Here is a 20968-nt window from a genome sequence, read left to right as displayed (position 1 = left end):
CCGCGACCGTTTACCCCATGAAGTCACCAACTCCCCCGAACGGGCATATGCCACAGCGCCTCGCACCCGCACGCGAGTTCGCCATGCGCTTTACCTCTACCCCTCGCGGCGCCCGCCTCGCCCGCCGGCTCGTCTCGCACCGCCTGAACGACTGGGGCCACCCCTACACGACCCCGGTCAACGAGACGCTCACCCTCATCACGGCGGAACTCACCGCCAACGCCGTACGCCACGGCCACGTCCCCGGCCGGGACTTCCACCTTCACCTCAGCCTGGCCGAGGACGTCGTCCGCATCGAGGTGACCGACACCCGTGCCGAGAAACAGCCTCCGTCCAGCCCTCCGGCGACCGACTCGCTGTCCGAGTCCGGCCGGGGCCTGCTCCTCGTCGCCGCCCTCGCGGACGACTGGGGCGTCACCCCTCGCCGGGCCGCCCCGGGGAAGACCGTGTGGGCGGAACTGCGCGTGCAGCAACAGGGCCACCCGCACACGCACCGGGTGGCCCCCAAACCGACGGACGTCGATCTACTCCTGGCTACTGCTTCACTGCTGCGCGACGACCTCGGGTCGCGGCGGCGGGACGCCAGCCGCGGAGGTCGTCGTCCGTGAGTCCGTGCTCGCCCTGCTTCTGCTGGCGGTAACCGGCGAAGAAGTCGGCCGGGGAACCGCTGTAGAGCATGTCGAACTCGTTGTGCCACTGGTACAGCCATGGCTGGAGTTCCAGCAGGCCGGCGAGGAACGGCGTGATCTCCTCGGTGGACAGCGCGGTATTGGTGAAGTACGTGGCGAGGGACTGCGCCTGCTCCCGGTGGTCCCAGCCGGCCCAGCCGTACAGCTCGGGGGTGGCGGCATTGGTCTGCCCGTAGGAAATGAACCGCTCCTTGGGCACGTCGAGCTTGCCGCGCGCCCGCCAGTAGGACGGGCGGAGGAAGTCGGCCGAGGTGTACTTCGGCGGCACGGGGATGGAGTCCCGGATCTTCCGCTTGGCGGGCTCGTCGGGCGCGGCGTCCTCCTTGCGCTGAAGGTCCCACACCTCTTCCCAGTCGGCTCGCTTCTTCATCCCGGAGGGCTTGTAGCGCAGGGAGGAGAGGAACGGCACATGCTCGTCGCTGATCAGCTCGGCGACGACCTTCGCGAGTTCCTTGCGGGGCGCGTAGAGCTTGGCAACGGAGACGAAGTCCTCGTCACGGGAGAGCGCGTCGGTAAGCCGGACCAGGGTGAGGATGGCGGGCTGCCCGTTCTCGTCGAACCAGTGGTCACGGTACTCCATCCGGTCGAGCAGCCAGGACCGCAGTGCCTTCTCCTGAAGCGCGTCCCAACCCTCTGCGGCCCAGCGTCGCTTGTACTCGGGGCGCTCGACCATCCCGATGGCACTGTGTGTCTCGATTGCATCGATGCGCTTCTGAACGATCTTCTTGTAGGAGGCGGGCCAGTGAGTAGGGATCTCGGTAGTTAGCTGGGCTCCATGCCGTCTAAACCAGTCGTCACCTGCCTCCCCTGCAGCGACCCGGCGCGCAAGGACGATCTCAAACGCTCGTTCGCCTACGTTGAGTTCCGGGATGTCCTGAGAGCAGGGGTCCGCGGACACACGCAGGTCTTCAGGGAACAGGCCGTAGAGCGAGTAGACCTGCCAGTCCAGCTCCTCCTGGAGTGCAGTCATGCGACCCCGGACGGAGCGCCATTCGGCCTGCCCATCCCGAAGAACGTTAGCGGTAAGAGTCGTTCCTGCGGCGAGAGAAAATGGGCTGGTAGCGTCGAGTTGCTGAGCGAGCGCGTCCAGAGCCGTTGCAACGAGGGTTGGGCACTTGGGCGGGAGAGGGAATGATTCAACCTTAGTGCCAGTGAACTCGAAGAATTCTTCCCAGGCAGCCCCACGGTACCCCTCATTAACGCCTCCATTGCCCTTGCCGTGACTCATCATCTTAAGCCAGAACCCAGCCGTGGAACTGTTGAGCAGCCCAAGCAACTGCAGATACTCCTCCTCATCTCCTCCCTCCCGCAACTTGATCACCGGCGCGTGCTGATTAAAGACACACCCTCCGCGACTCAGCACAAAATGATTATGCGTCGCAACAAACGGGAAGATCAGAGAGAGCTCACTTCGGTAGCGGTCCGCGACCCATCTGTACCAGGCCCACCACGGCTTTCCCCTGTCTTGTTGGCTTTTCCCATCAAAGTCTTTAGTGGAGCGCAAATGGCTCCGGACCGACCAGAGCAGACGGGCCCAGGGAGCATTCTCATCATATGGGAGCGGAGTGAGATCTGCAGAGTACGGGACTAGCGCACTTTCCGAGGTATGAACCCCCCAATCCCGAACCGCCTCACCAGCAACATACGGCTTTGAAATATGGTTGGGAACTCGCTGTCGACTCAGGGCATCAGGCGAGCTGACGAACGCATCGTTCTGTCCAGGGAAGCTAGCGAACCCAATATCTCGGGAAATAATCGACCTCAACCGGGTTGCAGCGCCTTCTTCAATTGCTTCATTCAGCTCAAGGCCGCCATCAGCGAGGATCCAAGGCTGCTTATTGAAATAGCGCTCCCGCTCCAAATCGTCCACCGAGACCCACCGGCTCGTGGAGCCGGGCTTGTCGATCTGCTCGACGATTGCCCGCCAGACCAGGCCCTCCTCAGCATTCTTCGGCGCGACTGGCTCACCTTGCACGCCTCGAACGGTCCGGATAACCGGCGATCGCCCGTCGCCGCCCCGCTGCTTGCCAACCAGAATAACTGTCGGCGTACCGTGCCCGGGGATGTAAGCTCCCGAGGTGTCAATAACCTCCGTCAGTTCCACCGCGTGCCCGAAGTAGCCCTCGATGAGCTGGGTCCCGAACTCCCGCTTCATGAAGGAGTTCGCAGTGATCTGCCCAACCATGCCGTAGCCGTGCCCATTAGCGTCCCCACGCTTGGCCAGCTCAAAGAACCGCTGGGCGAATGGCACAGACAGCGCATACTTGCCCGCACACGCCGGATACAACTCCCGGTAAAGGGCGTTAAGTGTCTTGTCCTTAACTGTGATGTACGGCGGGTTCCCCACCACCACGTGATACCGTCCCGGCCGCAGGATCTCCGGGTACTCGTGCACGTCCTCCGTGACGTACTTGAACTCAGCCAACTCGTCCGCGAAATCCTCGTCCACTTCGCCGAACAGATTGCCCTGCTGGGACTGACGAGACTTGATCAGCGAGTCTCCGACAGCCAGATGAACGGGCCAGTCGTACTTCGCCGCCTCCCCCAGCGTCCGCACCCCGCTCGCCGCCATGGCAGCAACCAGCAGCCGGAACCGAGCAATAGCCACCGCGAACGGGTTGATGTCCACGCCTTGCACGGAGTCCAGCGCAGCCCGCACCCGCTCGTGCACATCCTTCCCCGGCTGCCCCTCCCCCCACAGCCGCACCAACCGCCGAAACGCGCCCAGCACAAAGTGCCCCGACCCACACGTAGGGTCGATCATCTTCAGTTCCTCGTACCCGAACTCCCGCACCGCCGGATTCATCGTCCGGTCGAGGATGAACTCCTCCACGAACTCCGGGGTCTGGAGCAGCGCATACGTCTTCCGCGCGAGCTCACTCAAGTCCTGGTACAGGTCACCCAGGAACCGCGTGTCCCACCCCTCCGTACCGTCCTCGTTCAACGGATCGGTGAAGTCGTGGACGAGGACACCTGCCTCGTCCCTCCCCCGCCAGAACTCGACCAGCTCCCGCGCCCCGTCATGCGAAAGCGGAACCTGGTACAGCGGGTTGTGCCGCTTGTCGAAGAGCAGCCGACCCGCCTGCCCCTGGCCCAGTTCCTCGAACGCCTTCTCCAGCCAGCCCCGGTACGTCGGGTCCTCGTCCGACTCCACGTACGCGTCGTACCGCGACTCCGCCAGGTCCCGCCGGTCCCCGTCCGGCCCCGTCAGGTACGGCTCCGGGATCAGCCGGTTGTCCTCGCAGAACCGTACGAAGACAGTCCCCAGCACCCACGCCACCGCGACCTGCGTGACCCGCTCGTCCAGCCACGAGGTCCACGTCGCCGCCGTACGCCCCAGCTTGCGAGCCTGGTCGTACTCGGCCCTCAGCCGCGCGCCGACATCCCCCAGCACCTTCACCTGGCGCCCGAGGTCGGTCTCGACCGCCTTGACCTGCTGCTTCAGGTCGTTCAACAGAGCCTTGCGGTCGATCACTTGACGTCTCCCTCGACACCACTGGCACTCGCACGAGCGCTTGCCACACCCTCGCCGGACCCCCGATGGGCATTGCCCACCCACGTGTCCGGAAGCTGAATCCACTCCCCCAGGCCGGCCTGGTACGGCACGGCCACCTGCCCGAGCCGGGGCTCCCTCGACGGGTCGGCCTGCGGGACCAGGAGCCACAGCCCCCGCCCGCCCCGCCGGGCCACCGCCGCCAGCCGGTCCAGGACGCCCATCGCGTCGTACCGCGCGAACACCCCGGCCTCCGTCAGCAGCACAGGCCCCACAGAGCCGACAGGACCGGCCCCGCCCCCACCACCGTCACCCAGCAGCTCCGCGATCCGGGGCTCCACCGCGCCCCACGCAGTCCGCACGTACTCCGCGAACCGCACCGCGCCCTTCGAGCCCGGCTCGGCGGCGTCCGCCTTGAGCAGGGTCTCCCAGGTGGGCTTGGTGCCCGGCGTGACCTGCGAGTGCAGGGCCTCCAGGAACAGCTCGGTCACCGACACCGCTTCCGTGCCCAGCCGCCCGGCACCCAGTTCCCGTACCGCGTCCCGCACCAGTTGCTGCCGTACGGTCAGCACCCGGTACCCGTCCCGGCGTGCCGACGCGAGCAGCCGTTCCTCCGCGCGTACCGCGCCCGCGAGCTGCGGGTCGTCGGCGTACCGCGTCACCGCGCCCGTACGCGTCGACTGCCGCCACGCACCCGTCGTCAGGTAGCTCGACGCGTCGTCCACCCGCGTCGGCAAGTAGCGCAGCACGCCCTCGCGTTCGTGCATGTTGAGCGACAGGTCGAAGCCGGCGTCACGCAACGCCTTGGTGAGTGGACCCCCCGTCGGCAGTTCGTGGTCCGTGCCGCCACGCCCATCCGGAACGACCATCTCCGGGAAGCGAGCCCGGACCCGCTCGTGCACGGCCTCACCCGTCAGGCCCGGCTGCTGCCCCTCCGGCATACCCGGGACCCAGCGGACGAGCCCGGCCTGCGTGAGCCGCAGCGCCCTGACCAGCGACAGGTCACGCGGATAGATCTCCAGGCGCGGGGTGGCGGCGGCATTCACGGACGCCGCAGCCGCCAGCTCCACCATGCGCCGCTCGTCCCAGTCGACCGCGCCCGGCGGCACCGTCAGCGCGCCCAGCTCGGCCAGCACGGTCGCCGCCGTCGGCAGAGTGTCCAGCCGAGCGAGCCGATCAGCGGTCTTGCCAAGCCGCGTCGCGTACTCCAGCAGGCCCGGTGCCGTCGGGGTGTCCGGGCCGTCGTTCTCCCGTACGTCGAGGGCGAGCAGGCCGGCGCCCAGGGACTCGTCCGTCGCCTTGCGGTTCGGCTGGTGCTGGAACTCGGCCTCCTGCGGGGCAAGTTGCTCGACCTCGACCACGGCCCGTACGGCCGCCAGCGCCATCGCCCGCCGCTGCTCGCGCCCCGCGAGATGCGTACCGCGCCGGACCGCCAGGGCGTCCGCGATCTCCACCGCCGAGGCGACGCGCCCCATGCCCACCAGGAGGTCGATGATCTCCTCGCGCAGTGCCTGGACGGCGGGCTCCGCCTTCCAGCGCTTGCGCTCGTCCTTGAGCATCTGCGGGATACGGCCATGGCTCAGCCCGAGGCCGTCCGCGACGTCCTTCTGCTTCGGCCAGACCCCGATGTCGGGCAGCACGCCGTGCTCGTCGGGCAGGCGCAGCAGCAGCCGTACCATCTCCGCCTTGTTGCGGTTGGAGCCGTTGTTGTTGACGGCGGGCACGAAGACGGTGGCAAGGGTGTCGAGACTGACCGAGCGCAGCGTGCGGGCGGGCAGCGCGCCGGCCGACTCGCCCGTCGCCAGGCGGCCCACCAGCGCGGACTCGGCGGCGGTGAGCTGCTCCAGCTCCTCCTTGGCCTCCGCGCGTCCCTTCGGCGTGAGCGGCGAGACGGGGATCTCGCGCAGCCGCTCGCCCCACTCGCGCTGCCGCTGCTGGACCTCGTTGCGGGTCTTGGCGCCGAGGCCGGGGGCGTTGACGAGTTTGCGGCGGCTGTAGTCGAGCAGTTCGCCGACCGTCGTGATGCCCAGGCCGTAGAGGAACGACTGGGCGGCGGGCGTGAGGCCGGAGACGGTCAGCGGGGTGTCCCGCGTGACCTCGGCGGCGAGGCGGTCGCGCTGCTGCTCGGCGGTCTCCGGCTCGGCGTCCGCGATCGCCGTCGCGGCGGCGCGCTCTGCGGGCGTCCACTCTCCCGTGGTCGTGGCCGCCGGGGCCGGGTGGCGGGTGCGGTGGCTGGACGGGACGGTCTGGGAGGCGTCGAGGAATACCTTGCGCCAGGCGTCCCGCATCGGCTTCAGCTCGGGGAACCGCTTGCCCGCGTCGCGGTGCAGGGCCTTCTGGAAGAAGGCGACGAGACCGTCCCGTACGGCCGGGTCGAAGGCCTCGGCCGCGATGGTCGGGTACGGCCATTCCTTCGCGTCGGTCATGCGGGGCAGGACGCTGCCGTCGCCCCACTTGGGCAGCTCGCCGGAGGCCATCTGGTGCAGGGTGACGGCGACGGCGTACCGCTCGGCGTGCGAGTCGTAGGAGCCGCGGGTGATGACGTCGACGAAGGGGTCGAGGTAGCCGTCGGTGCCCGCGTTGGTGCTCTTCGCCGGGTAGCCGGCGAGGGAGAAGTCGATGAGGACGAGTTCGCGGGTGCGGTTGGGGCGGATGCGGATGGCGATGTTGTCGGGCTTGATGTCGCGGTGCCAGACGCCCTCGCCCTCCAGGAAGTCGACGGCTCCGAAGAGGTAGTCGCCGTACGCCTCCAGCTGGTCGACCTGGAGGCGGCCGTTCTCGCGGAGCTGGCGGGCGACGGTCTCCTCGCGACGGCGCGGGCGCCCGCCGCCCTCGGTGCCCTGTCCGTTGTCGTCGCGCTCGTCGCCGACGTACTCAAGGGCCAGGACGGTACGGCCGCCGATGTGCAGCGGCTCGGGTTCGACGAGGCGGATGATGCCGGAGTGGGGGCGCAGGCGTGCCATGGCCTCGGCCTCGCGGGCGAGGATCTCGCTGCGGCTGTCGGAGAGGGCGACCTTCAGCACGGCGAGCGGGCGGGTCCTGCGGGCCTCGGCCTGGAGGTCGCGGACGAGGAAGGCGCGGCTGGTGGAACCGGTGCCGAGGCGGCGGCGGATCTCCCAGCGGCCGGCGAACACGTCACCGGCGACCGCCTCCAACGGGTCCTTGTCGGCGGCGGTTCCGTCGTCCTCGTCGCCCGGACCCTCCGTTGCGGTGGCCGCCTGGGCCGGGGCGGTGAGGGAGTCCTCGACGACCTCCAGCAGTTCCAGGAACTCGTCCACGCTGGACAGCCGCTGGCCGGGGCGGTAGGCAGTGGCGGCCTGCACCAGGTCGTCCACGTCCTCCGAGAGGCCGTCCACCAGGGAACTGGGGCGCAGGCCCTCGCCCGCCTCCAGGCGGGCCAGCAGCTCGGCTTGGCCGGCGGCCGGGGCCTTGCCGGTGACCAGCAAGTAGGTGAGGACGCCGAGGCCGTACACGTCGAGGTGGACCGGGTCGGGGTTGAGGGCGGTGAGCTCGGGGGCGAGGTAGGCGTCGGCGTCGTCGGCCACGTGCTGGGCGGACAGCGCGGTCGGCGCGACGCGGGTCATGCCCTGACCCGTGGAGGAGTCGCCGCTGCGCTGGGTGGCGATCTGCCAGTCGGAGATCTGGAGCTGCGGGGTGAGCCAGGCGGCCTCCTCCCCCACGGCCCGGCCCTTCCCGCCGCGCGGCCGGGGAACGACGAGCACGGAGCGGGCGGCGAGCGCCCGGTGGTGGATGCGGCTGGAGTGCGCGGAGCGCATGGTCTCGGCGAGCTGGCGGACCAGCGCCATCCGGCCGAGGATGTCCAGCTTCTCGCCGTACTGGACCAGGTACTCGTCCAGCTTCAGGGTGTCCGGGTGGTAGTCGAAGATCAGCGCGGGGCCGGCGGCGTGCCCGGAGGGGAAGTACTGCTTGAGCTCGACAGCGCCCGGGTGCTTGAAGCGGCCCAGCACCGCCGCCTCACGCCGGGCGGCGTTCTCGACGGACTGGCGCAGGGAGGCGTCGGAGCCGCGCTCGCTGAGGTAGATGCGGACCCGGGCGGCCTCGGGCAGGTCGGTATGACGGGCGAGGTAGTCCGCCCAGGTGGGACCGGAGTCGAAGGACTTCCGCTCCAGCTCGTACGGGCCGACCTTGTACTGCGCGTCGCTCTTGCGGATGCCGATGTTCTTCAGGGCCCCCACGATCTCGCGCGAGCCGATCGCGGTGATGCGGCGCCGCTCGTCGCGCGGCGGCTGCTTGAGCATCTCGACCAGCTCGTCGACGGTGTACACGCCGTTCTGGTCATGGGCGGGCAGCCGTACACGCAGGCCGTTGTCCGTGAAGCAGACGGCTTCGGCGACCCAGACGCGCTTGTTGCCGGGCAGTGCCAGCAGGCCGGCCAGTTCCTTGGCCTTGCGGTTGACCAGGTGCAGCGGATTGCCGTGGGTGCGGCGGCGGCCACCGGGGGTGGTCTGGACCCAGGTGCCGTTCTCGGAGGTGACCGAGCCGTGCCAGTCCTTCAGCTCGATCATGCAGACGCCGCCGGGGGCCACGACCAGCAGGTCCACCTCGCGGACATGTCCGGTGTTCGCGGTGAAGGTGAAGTTCGACCAGGCACGCCAGGGGTCGGAGTCCGGGAGCTTCTCCCGGATCGCCTCCAGGCCGCGGCGTTCATGATCGAACTCGGACTCGGTGACCGTGACCCACCGGCCTTCCCGCATGCCTGTTCCCCGCTCCTCGTCATTCGCAAGGGCGACCGTTCCCCGTGGTCGGACCCTTGACGCAAATCCTAGTGGCTGGCTGTGCCGTGAAAAGAGACGGTGAAGGACGGAAGTACAGAACATTTCCCGCCTTAGCGCCCGAATCCGGTGACGTGTAGGACGCGGACCATCAGTGCCCCGGGGCCTCGTCCATCCCCTCAGGTGAAAAACGCGCAACTCCAGACAGCCGATCTCGACGCAACCGATGCCTTCCGGTCAGGCGCCACGGCTCCGGCAACCGGACGCAGGCACTGCGGCCCCCATATTCGATCTGCTCCAACTGGCCTGTGCGTTAGGGTGGTTACCGCTGCGCACCTTCCCGGAGGGTACGTCGGCGGTGTTCCAGGTGCCGGTCCTCGGCGATGAGCGACGAGTGGTTTCCATCGTGTGTCTCACGCGGTGCGACTGCGGATGCCCGGTAGGGCGATCCCTGCCATTCCCAGCTCACGCTCAGGAGTGGAAACCGATGAACCCCGTTGAGTACAAGCTTGCGCGTCGTGACCGGATTCGCCAGATTCTGGTCGACGTCGCGGTGGGTGTCACCATCAATCTGCTGGTGACGGCCCTCACCGTGGCAGCGCGCCTGGTCTTCTGACCGGCAGGTGGCGGGCCCGGGAGCCCGCCACTCCACCTCCCGGCCATCGTTTCAGAACAGACGCATCTCTCCGGGCGGAGCGTCCTTCTTCTGGCGCTTCCTGCGGCGGCGCCGCCCTCGGCCGGGGCGCGGCAGATGCGGCTGTCGCGCCTGCTCCGGAAGGTTCTCCCAGGTGGGTCGCAGGCCGTGGAGCTGGACGTCGCCGACGAGCCCCTTCAAGTAGGCCCGGGTCTCCTCGTCCGTGGAGTAGAGCACGGTCGCCCGGCTCGCCCGGGTCATCAGCACGTGATAGGCGTGCCGGACAAGGCGGGCGAACTCGTCGTCGTCCACGCTCTTCGGTTTCACCTTGGGATCGAACGACCCGGGCACGGCCACTCGTTTGACGCCCGCTTCCTTGTCCGCTCTCTCCTTGCCCCGGCGGAACACCCAGCGATCGCCCCGGCGCACCATGTCCTCGCCCATGATCACGCCGCACCAGTCCCACTCCAGGCCCTGCGCGGTGTAGACACATCCGATCTGGCCGAGACCGTTCTCGTGCACGGACCAGATCTTGGAAGGCGGGACGGTCTTGTTCTCGCAGAAGGAGTCGCTGTCCGCGTTCCACGGCCGGTGCCAGCCACCGATCCGGACGTCGGGTTCGAGCCGCTTCTCCTTGCCCAGGGGTTTCGTCCAGGGCCAGCAGTATCCGGCGACCATGCGCGCGGACGCTCCCGCCGCGGCCTCGGAACGGATGATCCGCTCGAGTTCCTCCGGAGTGTCCACGACCTCGATGTGCATCAGCCCGTCCGGGGTCCACTGCTCCGGCTCCGCGTCCGACACACCCAGCGCGCCGCGCACCCAGCGGATGTAGGCGTCGCTGCCGCCGCACCGGAACTGTTCCCGCAGGCTGCAACGCACCAGCTGGGCGTCGTAGCGCCGTGCCGCGTCCTCCACGAGAGCGGCGGTGCCGACCTCCTGCGGGCGCACGGACTGGCCCTCGTCGAGGAAGAAGACCGTCAGCCGGGAGGCATCGAGGAGCTCGTCCACCTGAGGCTTGGTTCCCCAGTCCTCGGGCTTCCAGAAGCGGTTGGTGGACCGTTCGCGCAGGCGGTGGGCCTCGTCGCAGATCAGTACGTCCAGTGGCGGGTCGGGCGGGGTGACGAAGTTGCTGAAGTAGGTGAAAGTCTCCTTGAACTCCCGGTCGCCGTACCCGACATGCTCTTGCAGGGCGCCGTTGAACGCCCGGCTGCCGCTGGCGTACTTGACCGTGCGGCCCTCCGCCTCCAGTTCGGCCTTGAGCTGGAGGCCGATGGCGCTCTTGCCCGTGCCGGCGCCACCCGTGACGAGGAACACCACCCGTCGCTCGTCGGGGATGAGGGCGGGCCGCCGGGGATCGGGAAGCACCTTGGCGGCGGTGTCGAGGATCTGGCCCGCGACCTTCTTCTGACGGCCGCGCAGAGTGAAGACCGTGTCCTCGCCGTTGGAGCGGATCATGGCGTCCAGCAGCGGGGTGTTGCGCAGGCCCATGCTCCGTAACAGGATCTCGGCCGCCGAGTCCGCCCCGTCGGCGGCGAAGCTGCTCCGCAGGTCCGACAGCAGTTGGGCGCGGCGGTCGTTCGTGTAGACACGGGCGTAGGAACCGGTCGGGGCGTCCACGCCGACCAAGGGGAGCACTGCCGCGTCGGTGGCGTTGTGCAGATAGGCGAAGCCGCCGCACTCGAAGTCCAGTCCGTGCAGGGGCCCTCTGTCGCTCGTGAACGCCTCGTAGTATTCGCGCAGTTGGAGCGCGGGGTGCTTCTTCTTCCCCATGCCCGGGACATGCACCAGGTCCGCGGTGGCCCGCTCCACCCGGGTCACCGTCGACCACCGTTTCAGCTCGACGAGCTGAACGGACAGCCCGTTCTCCTCTGGATGATGACCCACGAGGACGACATCGATCAGCCGTGGGGCGCCGGCGCGGTCGGTCTCGTCGAGCGTGGCCGCGCACTCGACCACCATCTCGACGTTCCCACGATCGGCGGCGACCAGGTCCTCGGCAAGATGTACCAAGCTCTCGGCCCAGGCGGAACGTTCGGTCAACGAGGCGTCGGTGCTGAGGAAGTGCTTCCACCTGGCGGCGAGGTGGGGCACCATACGGCGTCTCGAGTTCAGGTTCAGCAGATCCCGCGCTGCCAGTTTCAGCAGGAGCATGGACACGAGGTGGATCCCCCAGGGCACGAGTGACTCGTGCGGATGGGGGCATGTCCACGTGGGGAAGCCCGTCGGGCCGCAATGACGTCTGTGATCTTAGGGAAGGGGCATCCCGCTCCGGCGTACATGACACGTCGGTCGGCTGGAAGCGCGGGCATCATGGCCGGATATCACGCGGTCACCGCCGCAGAGCGGACTCCTCGATCGCGGTGGACCGTGACTCCGGCCGGCCGGACACGAGTTCCCGCAGCTTCTCCCGGGTCTCCGGATCGGTCGAGTACACGACCGTGCCGACCATGCCCCTCGTCAGCAGCACCTTGTACGTGTTGCGGATGAGACGGTCCACGTCGGTGTCCGGTGTGGACTTCTTGAAGACCGGGTCCTTGGAGGCGGTGCGGTCGGTGATCCAGCGGTCGCCCCGCCAGACCAGGTCCGGGCCGATGATGACGCCGGACCAGTCGTACTCGAATCCCTGGGCGGTGTAGACGCAGCCGATCTGCCCGAAGCCCGCAGGGTCGGTGGCCCACAGCGCGGACGGGGGCGCGCCGGAGACCGACCGGTCCCCGCGCAGGTTCCAAGGCCGGGCCCAGCCACCGATGACGACGTCGGGAGGCAGTGGATCGCCGGGCTTGGGCTCGGGGGACCACCGCCAGCAGTAGCCCGCGGACATCCGGGCCCCGTACTTCTCGGCGCGGCGGGCGTCGAGGAACGCCTCCAGTTCCTCAGGGCTGTCGGCGACCAGCAACTGCATACGGTCGTCGGGCTCCCATACGACCGGCCCGCCGGGCTCGAGGCCGAGGAGCCGGACCACCCAGCGCAGATAGGCGTCGCTGCCTCCGCAGCGGAACTGGCTGTCCAGGGGGACGACATGGCAGTCGATGCCCCTCTTGGCCGCGGCCTCACGGATTTCGCCGACGGTTCCCATCTCACCGGGACGCACCACTTGGTGCTCGTCGAGGAAGAAGACCGGGACGTGGGCGACGTCGATGAGTTCGTCGATCTGTGCCCTGCCGGTCCGCAGTGCCGCGCGGGTGTAGCGGTTGGCGGAGGTCTCCCGGATACGGTGCGCCTCGTCGCAGATGAGGGCCCCCAGGCTGTTCTTCTCCGTCGTCATGAAGCTGTTGAAGTACTTGAAGAGATCCTGGACTTCTCGTTTCCGGGAGCCGGCCACCTTGCGCATCGTCTTGGTGAACGACTGCGAGCCGGTCGCGTGGACCGCGGCCACGCCCCTCCGGTAGAGCTCGCCGAGCAGTTGGAGCGCGATCACGCTCTTCCCGGTACCGGGGCCGCCGGTGACGATGACGACTTCCTTGTGGTCGGCGCGCTTCGACCGCTCCACCGCGTTGAGCACCATGCGGTAGGCGACCTGCTGCTGGTCGAGGAGGACGAACTGCTGGCGCTCCCGCACTTCCTGAGCTGCCACGGACATCAGCTGCTTCGACGGCACGGTGGCGCCCGCGAGCAGTTCGTCGGCCGCATGAGCACCGGGATGCTTGTCGCTCAGCTTCGACCGGAGGTGGTCCAGGAACGCGCCGCGACGCTCCCCCGTGAAGAGCCGTCCCCGCCCGTCGCGCTCGATCTCCCGCAGCCCCGCCACCCCGAACTCGGTGGCGTTGTGCAGGAAAGCCACTCCGTGGATCCGCTCGCCGTCCTCGGCCACCGCGCCGTTGAAGTTGACCAGGTAGTCGCAGTATCGCCGCACCTGCTCGATCGGGTTGAGCACGGGGTGCGCGTAGGCGTCGACATGGCACAGGGTGGGGTCGTCCTCGTGCGGAGCCGCCTGGCTCCACTGCTTCAACTCCACCACGACGTAGGACGGCTCCTGCGTGACCGGGTGCACTCCGGCGAGGACGACGTCGGCACGCTTGCTGTTGAGCGGTAGCGCGTACTCCAGCATGACCTCGACATCGCCCAGGCCGGCGTCGTTGAGCGCGGCGGCCAGAAGGGGGATGCTGCGTTCCCAGGAACGCACCTCCGAGGTGCCGGGCCGGTAGCCGTGCATGTGGACGAACTGGTCGGTGAGGTGCAGGAACAGCGAACGGTCGAGTGCCATGACGGCGACCGTTTTCGCGGACGCGCGGAACAGCAAGGACTTCCCCCAGGCAGCACGAAGAGACTCGTGCGGGTGGGGGCATGTCCTTCGAGACTCCACCGGAGTGGAACGGAAGCCCGTCGGGCCGCGTTGACGATGCGTCCGAGGGTACCTGGCGGTGGTCGCGGTGGCGGCACCGCCTGTGTCCGGTCTCCCCTACTACGGTCGTGGTGAAGTTTCCCCGTGGTCTTGGACACGTGATGGTTACGCCGCGAGGGTGGGTGTACCGCTTCGGGTACTTGCTTCCCACCTGCTACTACCTCTGGAACCTCAGGTCCCAGTCTCCAGGTGTCCACCATCAAGGGGAAGCTTCACACCTTGAACAGGCCCAAGATGCCGGATCATGATTGCCGCTCCCATTGCGAGGCAACTGCCCGCGCACACGGGCCGCGCAGGGCCACGACATCTGTCCGGCGCGCCAAGTGAACCCGGATGACGCAGCCACGTCGCGCGCCATGAGCGATCGTCTCTGGCACGCTGGCGCCGTGTCCTCCACAGGTACCACCGTCGGCCCCGCCCCGCGTCGGGCCGCCCGGCTCGCTTCCCTGCGGAGGTGGCCTCGATCGGTTCAGCGCATGGAGGGCGCCCATGTCACAGACACGGACAGGGCCGAGTGAGTCGCACGCCGCCACCCGGGAGCCGCGGGTTCTCACCGGGCAGCTCATCAGGGACTACCTGACCACCACCGATCACAAGAAGATCGCCCATCTGTATCTGGTCACCTCGTTCGGGTTCTTCCTGCTCGCCGGCGTGTTCGCGATGATCATGCGGGCCGAGCTGGCGCGGCCGGGACTGCAGATCGTCACCAATCAGCAGTACAACGAGCTGTTCACCATCCATGGCACGATCATGATGCTGCTGTTCGCGACCCCCACGTTCGCCGGTTTCGCGAACGCCATCATGCCGCTGCAGGTCGGCGCCCCCGATGTCGCCTTCCCTCGCCTGAACGCACTGTCGTACTGGCTCTTCCTCTTCGGCGGACTGATCGTCCTCTCCGGCTTCCTCGTCGATCAGGGACCGGCCCCGTTCGGCTGGTTCGCCTACTCACCACTGAACGACGCGGTGCACTCCCCCGGGCACGGCGGCGACCTGTGGGCCATGGGACTCGCGGTCGCGGGCGTGAGCACCACACTCGGCGCCGTCAACTTCATCGCCACGATCCTCTGCCTGCGGGTCCCCGGAATGACCATGTTCCGGATGCCGATCTTCACCTGGAACATCCTGTTCACGTCGATCCTCGTGCTGCTGTCCTTCCCGGTGTTCACCGCGATCCTGTTGGCCCTGGTGGCCGATCGCGCCTACGGCGCCCACATCTTCGACTCCGCCAGCGGCGGGGCACTGCTGTGGCAGCACCTGTTCTGGTTCTTCGGCCACCCGGAGGTCTACATCGTGGCGCTGCCGTTCTTCGGCGTCGTCACGGAGATCATCCCGGTGTTCAGCCGCAAACCGGTCTTCGGCTACGTCGGAATGGTCGGCGCGACGATCGCGATCACCACGCTGTCCGCCACCGTGTGGGCCCACCACATGTTCGCCACCGGCGCGGTGCTGCTGCCGTTCTTCTCGCTGATGTCGTTCCTGATCGCCGTGCCGACAGGAGTGAAGTTCTTCAACTGGATCGGCACCATGTGGCAGGGCAGCGTGTCCTTGGAGACGCCGATGCTGTGGTCGGCCGGGTTCCTGGTGACGTTCCTGCTCGGCGGACTCAGCGGGGTCGTCATCGCCTCGCCCGCCATGGACTTCCACCTGACGGACAGTTACTTCATCGTCGCCCACCTGCACTACGTGCTGTTCGGGACGATCGTCTTCGCCATGTTCGGCGGCTTCTACTTCTGGTGGCCCAAGCTGACGGGCAAGCTGCTCGACGAACGGCTGGGGAAGATCCAGTTCTGGACGCTGTTCGTCGGTTTCCAGACCGCCTTCCTCGTCCAGCACTGGCTCGGTGAGATGGGGATGCCGCGCCGGTACGCGGACTACCTGCCCGCCGACGGCTTCACCGCCCTGAACACCATCTCGACGATCGGCGCCTTCCTGGTCGGCCTGTCCACCCTGCCCTTCCTCTACAACGTATGGAAGACCGCTGTGTACGCCCCCAAGGTCGACATGGACGATCCCTGGGGCTGGGGCCGCTCCCTCGAATGGGCGACCTCGTGCCCCCCGCCCCGGCACAACTTCACCGCGCTGCCCCGCGTACGGTCCGACTCACCCGCGTTCGATCTGCACCACCCCGAGGTGCGGGAGAAGCTGGCTCCGTCGGCTCGCGGACAGGTCGAGCCGACCCCCGACCCCCTGGGAGGACAGAGCGAATGAAATCCGAGGCGTATCTGTTCGCCGGCGTGGCCCTGTTCTTCCTCCTCACCGACGCCGCCTACATCTGGTTCGCACGCGAACCCGCCGGAATCGCCGCGCTGACCGTGTCCTTCGGCATGTCGTCGGTGATCTCGTTCTTCTGCCTGGTCAACTATCGGCGCAAGGGCGTGCGCCCCGAGGATCGCGCCGACGCCGAGATCCAGGAACGCAGTGGCACCATCGACTTCTTCCCGCCCCAGAGCGGCTACCCCGTCCTCACCGCGCTGGGCGCCGCCGTGACCGCTGTCGGCATCGTGTACGGCGTGTGGCTCATCCTCATCGGGTTCGGTCTTCTCTGGCCCGGTGTCTTCGGCATGGTCTTCCAGTACGGAAACCGGGAGAGCCGATGAAACAGTCCGAGGCTCTGAAGGAGCCGGCCACCGGGATGCGACAAGACCGACTGCCGTGAGCGCGATGGGCGGCCTACCGCCGGGTGCCCCCGCGGACAGCGCTCACGACCCGCGATGCGGAGTCCAGCGCCAGGACCAGGCCGGCAAGCAGCAGGCAGGCGCACGCTGCCATCCAGGAACCGACGGCGACGGCATGCGCGTATGAGGCCACCCAGGGCCCCGCAGTTCCGAGGTCCCAGAACGGTCGCCGTGGGAAATCGGCGCTGACCATCTCGCTCATGAACCAGCTCGCCACCGCGAGCATCGTCAGGCAGAATGCCGCCTTCGCAAGCCTCCGCCATCCCGGCGGGCGCTTGTGCACCGTACCCATCCCATCCCCTCTTCAGCGCCGTGGCTACTTTACAAACACCTGAGAGGGGCATGGGCATGCCATGTCCAGCAGGTTTCGCAGGAGCGGTCCGCTCGCGAGCCAGGGGCATCGTTACTTCGCTCCCTCCTCAAGCGATCCGTTCACTCCTCGCCGTTGGTTCCGCCTGCTACCGGATCCGCTGTGCGGCCCGCGGTCTGCAGACGTTCCTCCGCCGTCGTGGGCAGCTCGACCCGGTCCCGGTAGTACCACGAACTCAGCGACGCCTTGAGGCGGCGGTGCAGCGCCGCCTGGCGACCGGGGTGTGTGAGTGGCCGGGGAAGCTCCCTCACCAGCAGGCGGTAGCGCCGTTTCCGGTCAAGACCGGCATGGTGCTCCCCCATGGCGCCCCCGAGGTCCTGACGTACCACCCCGGTCTCCTCGCCCTCCCGGTACAGGTTCCGCTCGTGCAGTTGCAGCGCAAGACAGATGCGCCTGGTGAGGAGATGGGCGATGACGGGGCCGACGACGACGGCGAACCGGAAGACCCAGGTCAGAGTGTTGACAGAGACTCCGAACACAAAGGCGATCACGTCGTTGCCGCCCGCCATGAGGAGCACTGCGTAGAAGACGATGCCCGCCACGCCGAGCCCCGTCCGCACCGGCCGGTCGCGGGGCCGGTCGCACAGATGATGTTCGACCAGGTCACCGGTCACCCAGCGCTCAAAGAGCGGGTACAGGTACAGCACCAGGAACAGCAGCGCTGGCAGGACGACGGCCGGCAGCAGGACGTTCCACATGAAGGTGTGGCCGGCGACGTTGGTCTCCGCGGCCGGCATCAGCCGCAACGCTCCTTCCAGGAAGCCGACGTACCAGTCGGGCTGGGAGTCGGTCGATACCTGGTCGGGGACGTACGGGCCGTAGACCCACACGGGATTGATCTGCGCGACCGCGCCCATCACCGCGGTGACGCCGAAGACGATCAGGGACAGCCCGGCCGACCTGGCGACGAACCCGGGATACATCGGATGCCCCACCACGTTCCGGTTGGTCTTCCCGGGCGCCGCCCACTGCGTGTGCTTGAGATAGACCACCATGATCAGATGCACCGCGATCAGGGCGATCAGCAGACCGGGCACGAACAACACGTGCACGATGTAGAGCCGCTGGCTGAGCACCGTGCCGGGATAGGCGCCGCCCCAGGCGAAGAAGGCCAGATACGTCCCGACCACCGGGATCGACATCACGATGGTGTGAGCGGTGCGCAGGCCCGTGCCGGAGAGCAGGTCGTCGGGCAGCGAGTAACCGCAGAACCCCTCCAGGAGGGCCAGCAGGAACAGCGTCACCCCGATGAACCAGTTGAGCTCCCGGGGTCTGCGGAAGGCGCCGGTGAAGAAGATCCTCAGCATGTGCACGCCGATCGCCGCGACGAAGACAAGGGCGGCCCAGTGGTGCATCTGACGGATCAGCAGGCCACCGCGCACGTCGAAACTCAGCTGGATCGTCGTGTCGTACGCCTTCGAGACCAGCAGCCCCTGAAGCGGCTCGTACGAGCCTGTGTAGGTCACCTGGGCCAGGCTCGGGTCGAAGTACAGCGTCAGGTAACTGCCGGTGAGGACCAGAACGACGAAGCTGTACAGAGCGATCTCGCCGAGCAGGAACGACCAGTGGTCGGGAAAGGCCTTGCGCAACAGCTGCCCGGCCAGCTCAGAGACGGGCGCACGCCGGTCCGTCACAACGTACGCCTGGAACGCGGCCTGTCGCGCCTGCGCCTTGAGTGTCGCCTTGCGCCTCCGCATCAGCACGCCGCATCACGCCTCTCCGCGTTTCTTTCCCGTACCGCCGTGCCGCGCAGCTCGGTCGGCCGCGCGGCACGCCGACGCGTAAGGGGTGCCGCGTGATGCAATCCTGATCGTGATCCCGAGGCGTATTGCGCAGGCATGCCGACGGCACACGGTTTCGGGCGGCAACCGGGTGCTTCCGCTCCCGGTACACGACGCCCAACGCGGCAGGACGCCACCAAGGAGTCGGAGTGGGCAGTGGCAGCAACATCATCGAGGTACTGACAGCGGACCACCGGGAGATCCAGCGGCTTGTCGACCGCATCCGCTCCTCGCCGCCCGCCGGTGGCGAACGGAAGTCGCACGTCGAGCAGCTCAGCATCAGCCTGGTCCGCCATTCAGTGGCGGAAAAGGAGCACCTGTACCCGACGGTGCGCCGATACCTGCCGGACGGCGATACCTGGGCGGACCGTGGACTCAGCGCACACCGGGCGATCGCGGAGCTGCTGGATTCGCTCGAAGCCCTGGAAGCGAGCAGTGAGCAATTCACAGACCGGCTCCTGTCCGTGGTCGCCCGCGTGACGGAACACGTCGTCGAGGAGGAACAGCTGCTCTTCCCGCGCCTGCACGCCGTGTGTTCCCCTGATGTCTTGCAGGAAATCGGAGCAAAGGCCCGCGAGACGGAGGGTTCGGCACCCACCCACCCCCGGCCGGGCGCACCCCGATCAGCCCTCATGACCAAGGCCACCGCACAGGTGTGGGGGCCTTGGGACCGCCTTCGTGATCTCGTGAAACACCGCGGCCGAAACTGAACTCATGCGGAGCAGGCACGGCCCGGCGTCGCACCACGGACGCCAACGCCCGCCCAAGCCGACGAGCCTTCCGTCAACGAGTACTACGACCCCTTCGGCACCGACATCGGATGCCTCCGCAAGGAGGGTCTCACCCGGCAGAAGGTGCAGGTGCTGCGCTCACGGCTGGCCGCGCTCAACTCCGTCCTGAGGCAAGGAGCCGAGACCGCCGGCTTCACACCGGTGAAGCCCGACTTCGGGGGCCATGGCCTGTGCAGCGCCCAGCCGTACGTACAGTCACCGACCGACCGCGCCCCACTGCACCCGACGGCCGCCGGAGCCCTGGCCATCGCCCTCGCCGACCAGCACGCCATCCCCACCCCGCCCAGTGATCGCCCCTGAACGACGTCACCTGCGACACGGCCACCGCCCCGACCTCGTCAGGCCGGGTGGCGCTCCAAGACCTCGCCCGTCCTGGCGTCCACCACATGGACCGTCGCCGACTCATCGGCAACGCCCAGGACGCTGACCTCCCAGACGGGAGTGCCATCACGCTGTTCCAGTTCAATGGCGGTGATGACCTCGCCGTTCGCCGTGTCGGCCGCTTCACGGGCCGCCTGGCCGGGCAGGAGCCGAGCATCCGTAAAAAGCCGCACGAGCTCCTGACGCTCGGAATCCGACTGCGCGGGACCGGAACTCGTCCCCAGCACATCGCCCCGGGTCGCATCAAGCCGAACCGTCGTGAGCTGCCCGTCCTGGTCCGCAATCCGGCTCTCCCACACGGGCGAGTCCGAATCGGGGTCCTTCAGCTCCAGAGCGACCAGCTCACCGCCGGTCACCTCGGCGACGGACAGGCGAATCGCACGCTCGTAGTCAACCTCCACCATTTCGAACCGCTCGGCCGGCTCGTTCAGCGGATCGTCCCGACCGCAGCCCACCAGCAGCGACAGCACGGCAAACGGCACGCACAGAAGCACGGCGAGCCGCATGCGCACCCGCCCGCCCCCGCACCGAGAGATGACTCTGGACGCTCCCATACAGGCCGACTATCCACTCGAAATGGGATGAACCTATCCCGCCTCAAGAAGTTGTCTACATTCGGCAGGAGACTCGCACTGGGTCTCAGACATCCCCGCTTACACCGACGGCAACCTCGCCCGGGGCGTTGCGTAACGTTCCCAGCCGGGCCGTGGAGCAGGGCGGTCGCACCCTGGCGTTCGCCCCGGTGAGCGTCGAAGGCGAGCACCACCTCCTGTTCACCCTGGATTCGGTGCGACTTCCCACCCCCCGGCATTCGTCTCGCCTCGCCACGCCGATGCCGGTCGTCGGCCCGCCAGGAAGACCGGCCGCGCCCGAAGGAGTGACGGCCAATAGGGGCACGAATGTTGGTGTGGCGACCCGGCTTGAGGGATGTCGGCCGTCGGCGACCGCCGGCCTCACCGTGAGGGACGGGTCGCTGCTGCCTAGTGCCGCGACAGGCAACGTTCGCCCCGTCACGACGCCCGGCACGCTCCCCCACGCTCTCGACTCCGCTCGAGCAGGGGGTACCCCCTGCTCGCCGC

13 protein-coding genes are annotated in these 20968 nt (G+C 68.0%); 6 read left to right on the top strand and 7 right to left on the bottom strand.

Annotation, left to right across the window (positions count from 1 at the left end; translation table 11 throughout):
* The first annotated feature begins 83 nt into the window (after positions 1 to 83).
* On the top strand, positions 84 to 608 hold the full coding sequence (locus tag ABZ281_RS02310) for an ATP-binding protein (protein WP_356651237.1): 525 nt from the start codon (positions 84 to 86) through the stop codon (positions 606 to 608).
* Here ABZ281_RS02310 and pglX read toward each other — a convergent pair.
* Positions 535 to 4164: a BREX-2 system adenine-specific DNA-methyltransferase PglX gene (pglX, locus tag ABZ281_RS02305; RefSeq protein WP_356651235.1), complete on the bottom strand. Its 3630-nt coding sequence runs from the start codon at positions 4162 to 4164 to the stop codon at positions 535 to 537. The genes ABZ281_RS02310 and pglX overlap by 74 nt on opposite strands.
* On the bottom strand, positions 4161 to 8897 hold the full coding sequence (gene pglW / locus ABZ281_RS02300; RefSeq protein ID WP_356651233.1) for a BREX system serine/threonine kinase PglW: 4737 nt from the start codon (positions 8895 to 8897) through the stop codon (positions 4161 to 4163). Before pglW ends, pglX begins: the two co-directional genes overlap by 4 nt.
* 505 nt (positions 8898 to 9402) lie before the next feature.
* Here pglW and ABZ281_RS02295 point away from each other — a divergent pair.
* Positions 9403 to 9531, top strand: coding sequence for a DUF6408 family protein (locus ABZ281_RS02295; RefSeq protein ID WP_356651231.1), 129 nt, complete (start codon positions 9403 to 9405; stop codon positions 9529 to 9531).
* 51 nt (positions 9532 to 9582) lie between these two features.
* Here the strand turns inward: ABZ281_RS02295 and ABZ281_RS02290 are convergent, their stop codons facing one another.
* Both ABZ281_RS02290 and ABZ281_RS02285 read right to left on the bottom strand, forming a co-directional pair.
* Positions 9583 to 11700: a DUF2075 domain-containing protein gene (locus ABZ281_RS02290; RefSeq protein ID WP_356651266.1), complete on the bottom strand. Its 2118-nt coding sequence runs from the start codon at positions 11698 to 11700 to the stop codon at positions 9583 to 9585.
* Between the two features lie 178 nt (positions 11701 to 11878).
* A complete protein-coding gene (locus ABZ281_RS02285) occupies positions 11879 to 13789 on the bottom strand; it encodes a DUF2075 domain-containing protein (protein WP_356651229.1) in 1911 nt (636 codons plus the stop codon).
* Between the two features lie 591 nt (positions 13790 to 14380).
* Between ABZ281_RS02285 and ctaD the strand changes: the two genes are divergently transcribed.
* On the top strand, positions 14381 to 16099 hold the full coding sequence (gene ctaD / locus ABZ281_RS02280) for a cytochrome c oxidase subunit I (RefSeq protein ID WP_356651227.1): 1719 nt from the start codon (positions 14381 to 14383) through the stop codon (positions 16097 to 16099).
* Complete coding sequence (locus tag ABZ281_RS02275; protein ID WP_356651225.1) at positions 16096 to 16488, top strand: cytochrome c oxidase subunit 4; 393 nt, start codon at positions 16096 to 16098, stop codon at positions 16486 to 16488. Before ctaD ends, ABZ281_RS02275 begins: the two co-directional genes overlap by 4 nt.
* Before the next feature lie 73 nt (positions 16489 to 16561).
* Here the strand turns inward: ABZ281_RS02275 and ABZ281_RS02270 are convergent, their stop codons facing one another.
* Together ABZ281_RS02270 and ABZ281_RS02265 are read right to left on the bottom strand one after the other, a co-directional pair.
* Entirely contained in the window at positions 16562 to 16858 is a 297-nt protein-coding gene (locus tag ABZ281_RS02270) for a hypothetical protein (protein WP_356651223.1), read from the bottom strand.
* 140 nt (positions 16859 to 16998) lie between these two features.
* A complete protein-coding gene (locus ABZ281_RS02265; protein ID WP_356651221.1) occupies positions 16999 to 18639 on the bottom strand; it encodes a ubiquinol-cytochrome c reductase cytochrome b subunit in 1641 nt (546 codons plus the stop codon).
* 227 nt (positions 18640 to 18866) lie between these two features.
* Here ABZ281_RS02265 and ABZ281_RS02260 point away from each other — a divergent pair, with 227 nt between their 5' ends.
* Positions 18867 to 19427 (top strand): hemerythrin domain-containing protein, encoded by a 561-nt coding sequence (locus tag ABZ281_RS02260; RefSeq protein ID WP_356651219.1) that lies wholly within the window; start codon positions 18867 to 18869, stop codon positions 19425 to 19427.
* Positions 19428 to 19577: 150 nt separating this feature from the next.
* Positions 19578 to 19808 (top strand): hypothetical protein, encoded by a 231-nt coding sequence (locus ABZ281_RS02255; RefSeq protein ID WP_356651217.1) that lies wholly within the window; start codon positions 19578 to 19580, stop codon positions 19806 to 19808.
* A gap of 38 nt (positions 19809 to 19846) precedes the next feature.
* Here the strand turns inward: ABZ281_RS02255 and ABZ281_RS02250 are convergent, their stop codons facing one another.
* Positions 19847 to 20395 carry a PepSY domain-containing protein gene (locus ABZ281_RS02250; protein WP_356651215.1) on the bottom strand — a complete coding sequence of 183 codons (549 nt, stop codon included), beginning with the start codon at positions 20393 to 20395 and terminating at the stop codon, positions 19847 to 19849.
* Between the last annotated feature and the right edge of the window lie 573 nt (positions 20396 to 20968).

The organism is Streptomyces sp. NPDC006265 (assembly GCF_040613555.1).
Classification (GTDB): Bacteria; Actinomycetota; Actinomycetes; order Streptomycetales; family Streptomycetaceae; genus Streptomyces.
Note: the sequence above shows the minus strand (reverse complement) of the source record. Positions and strands in the feature narration are given on the sequence as shown.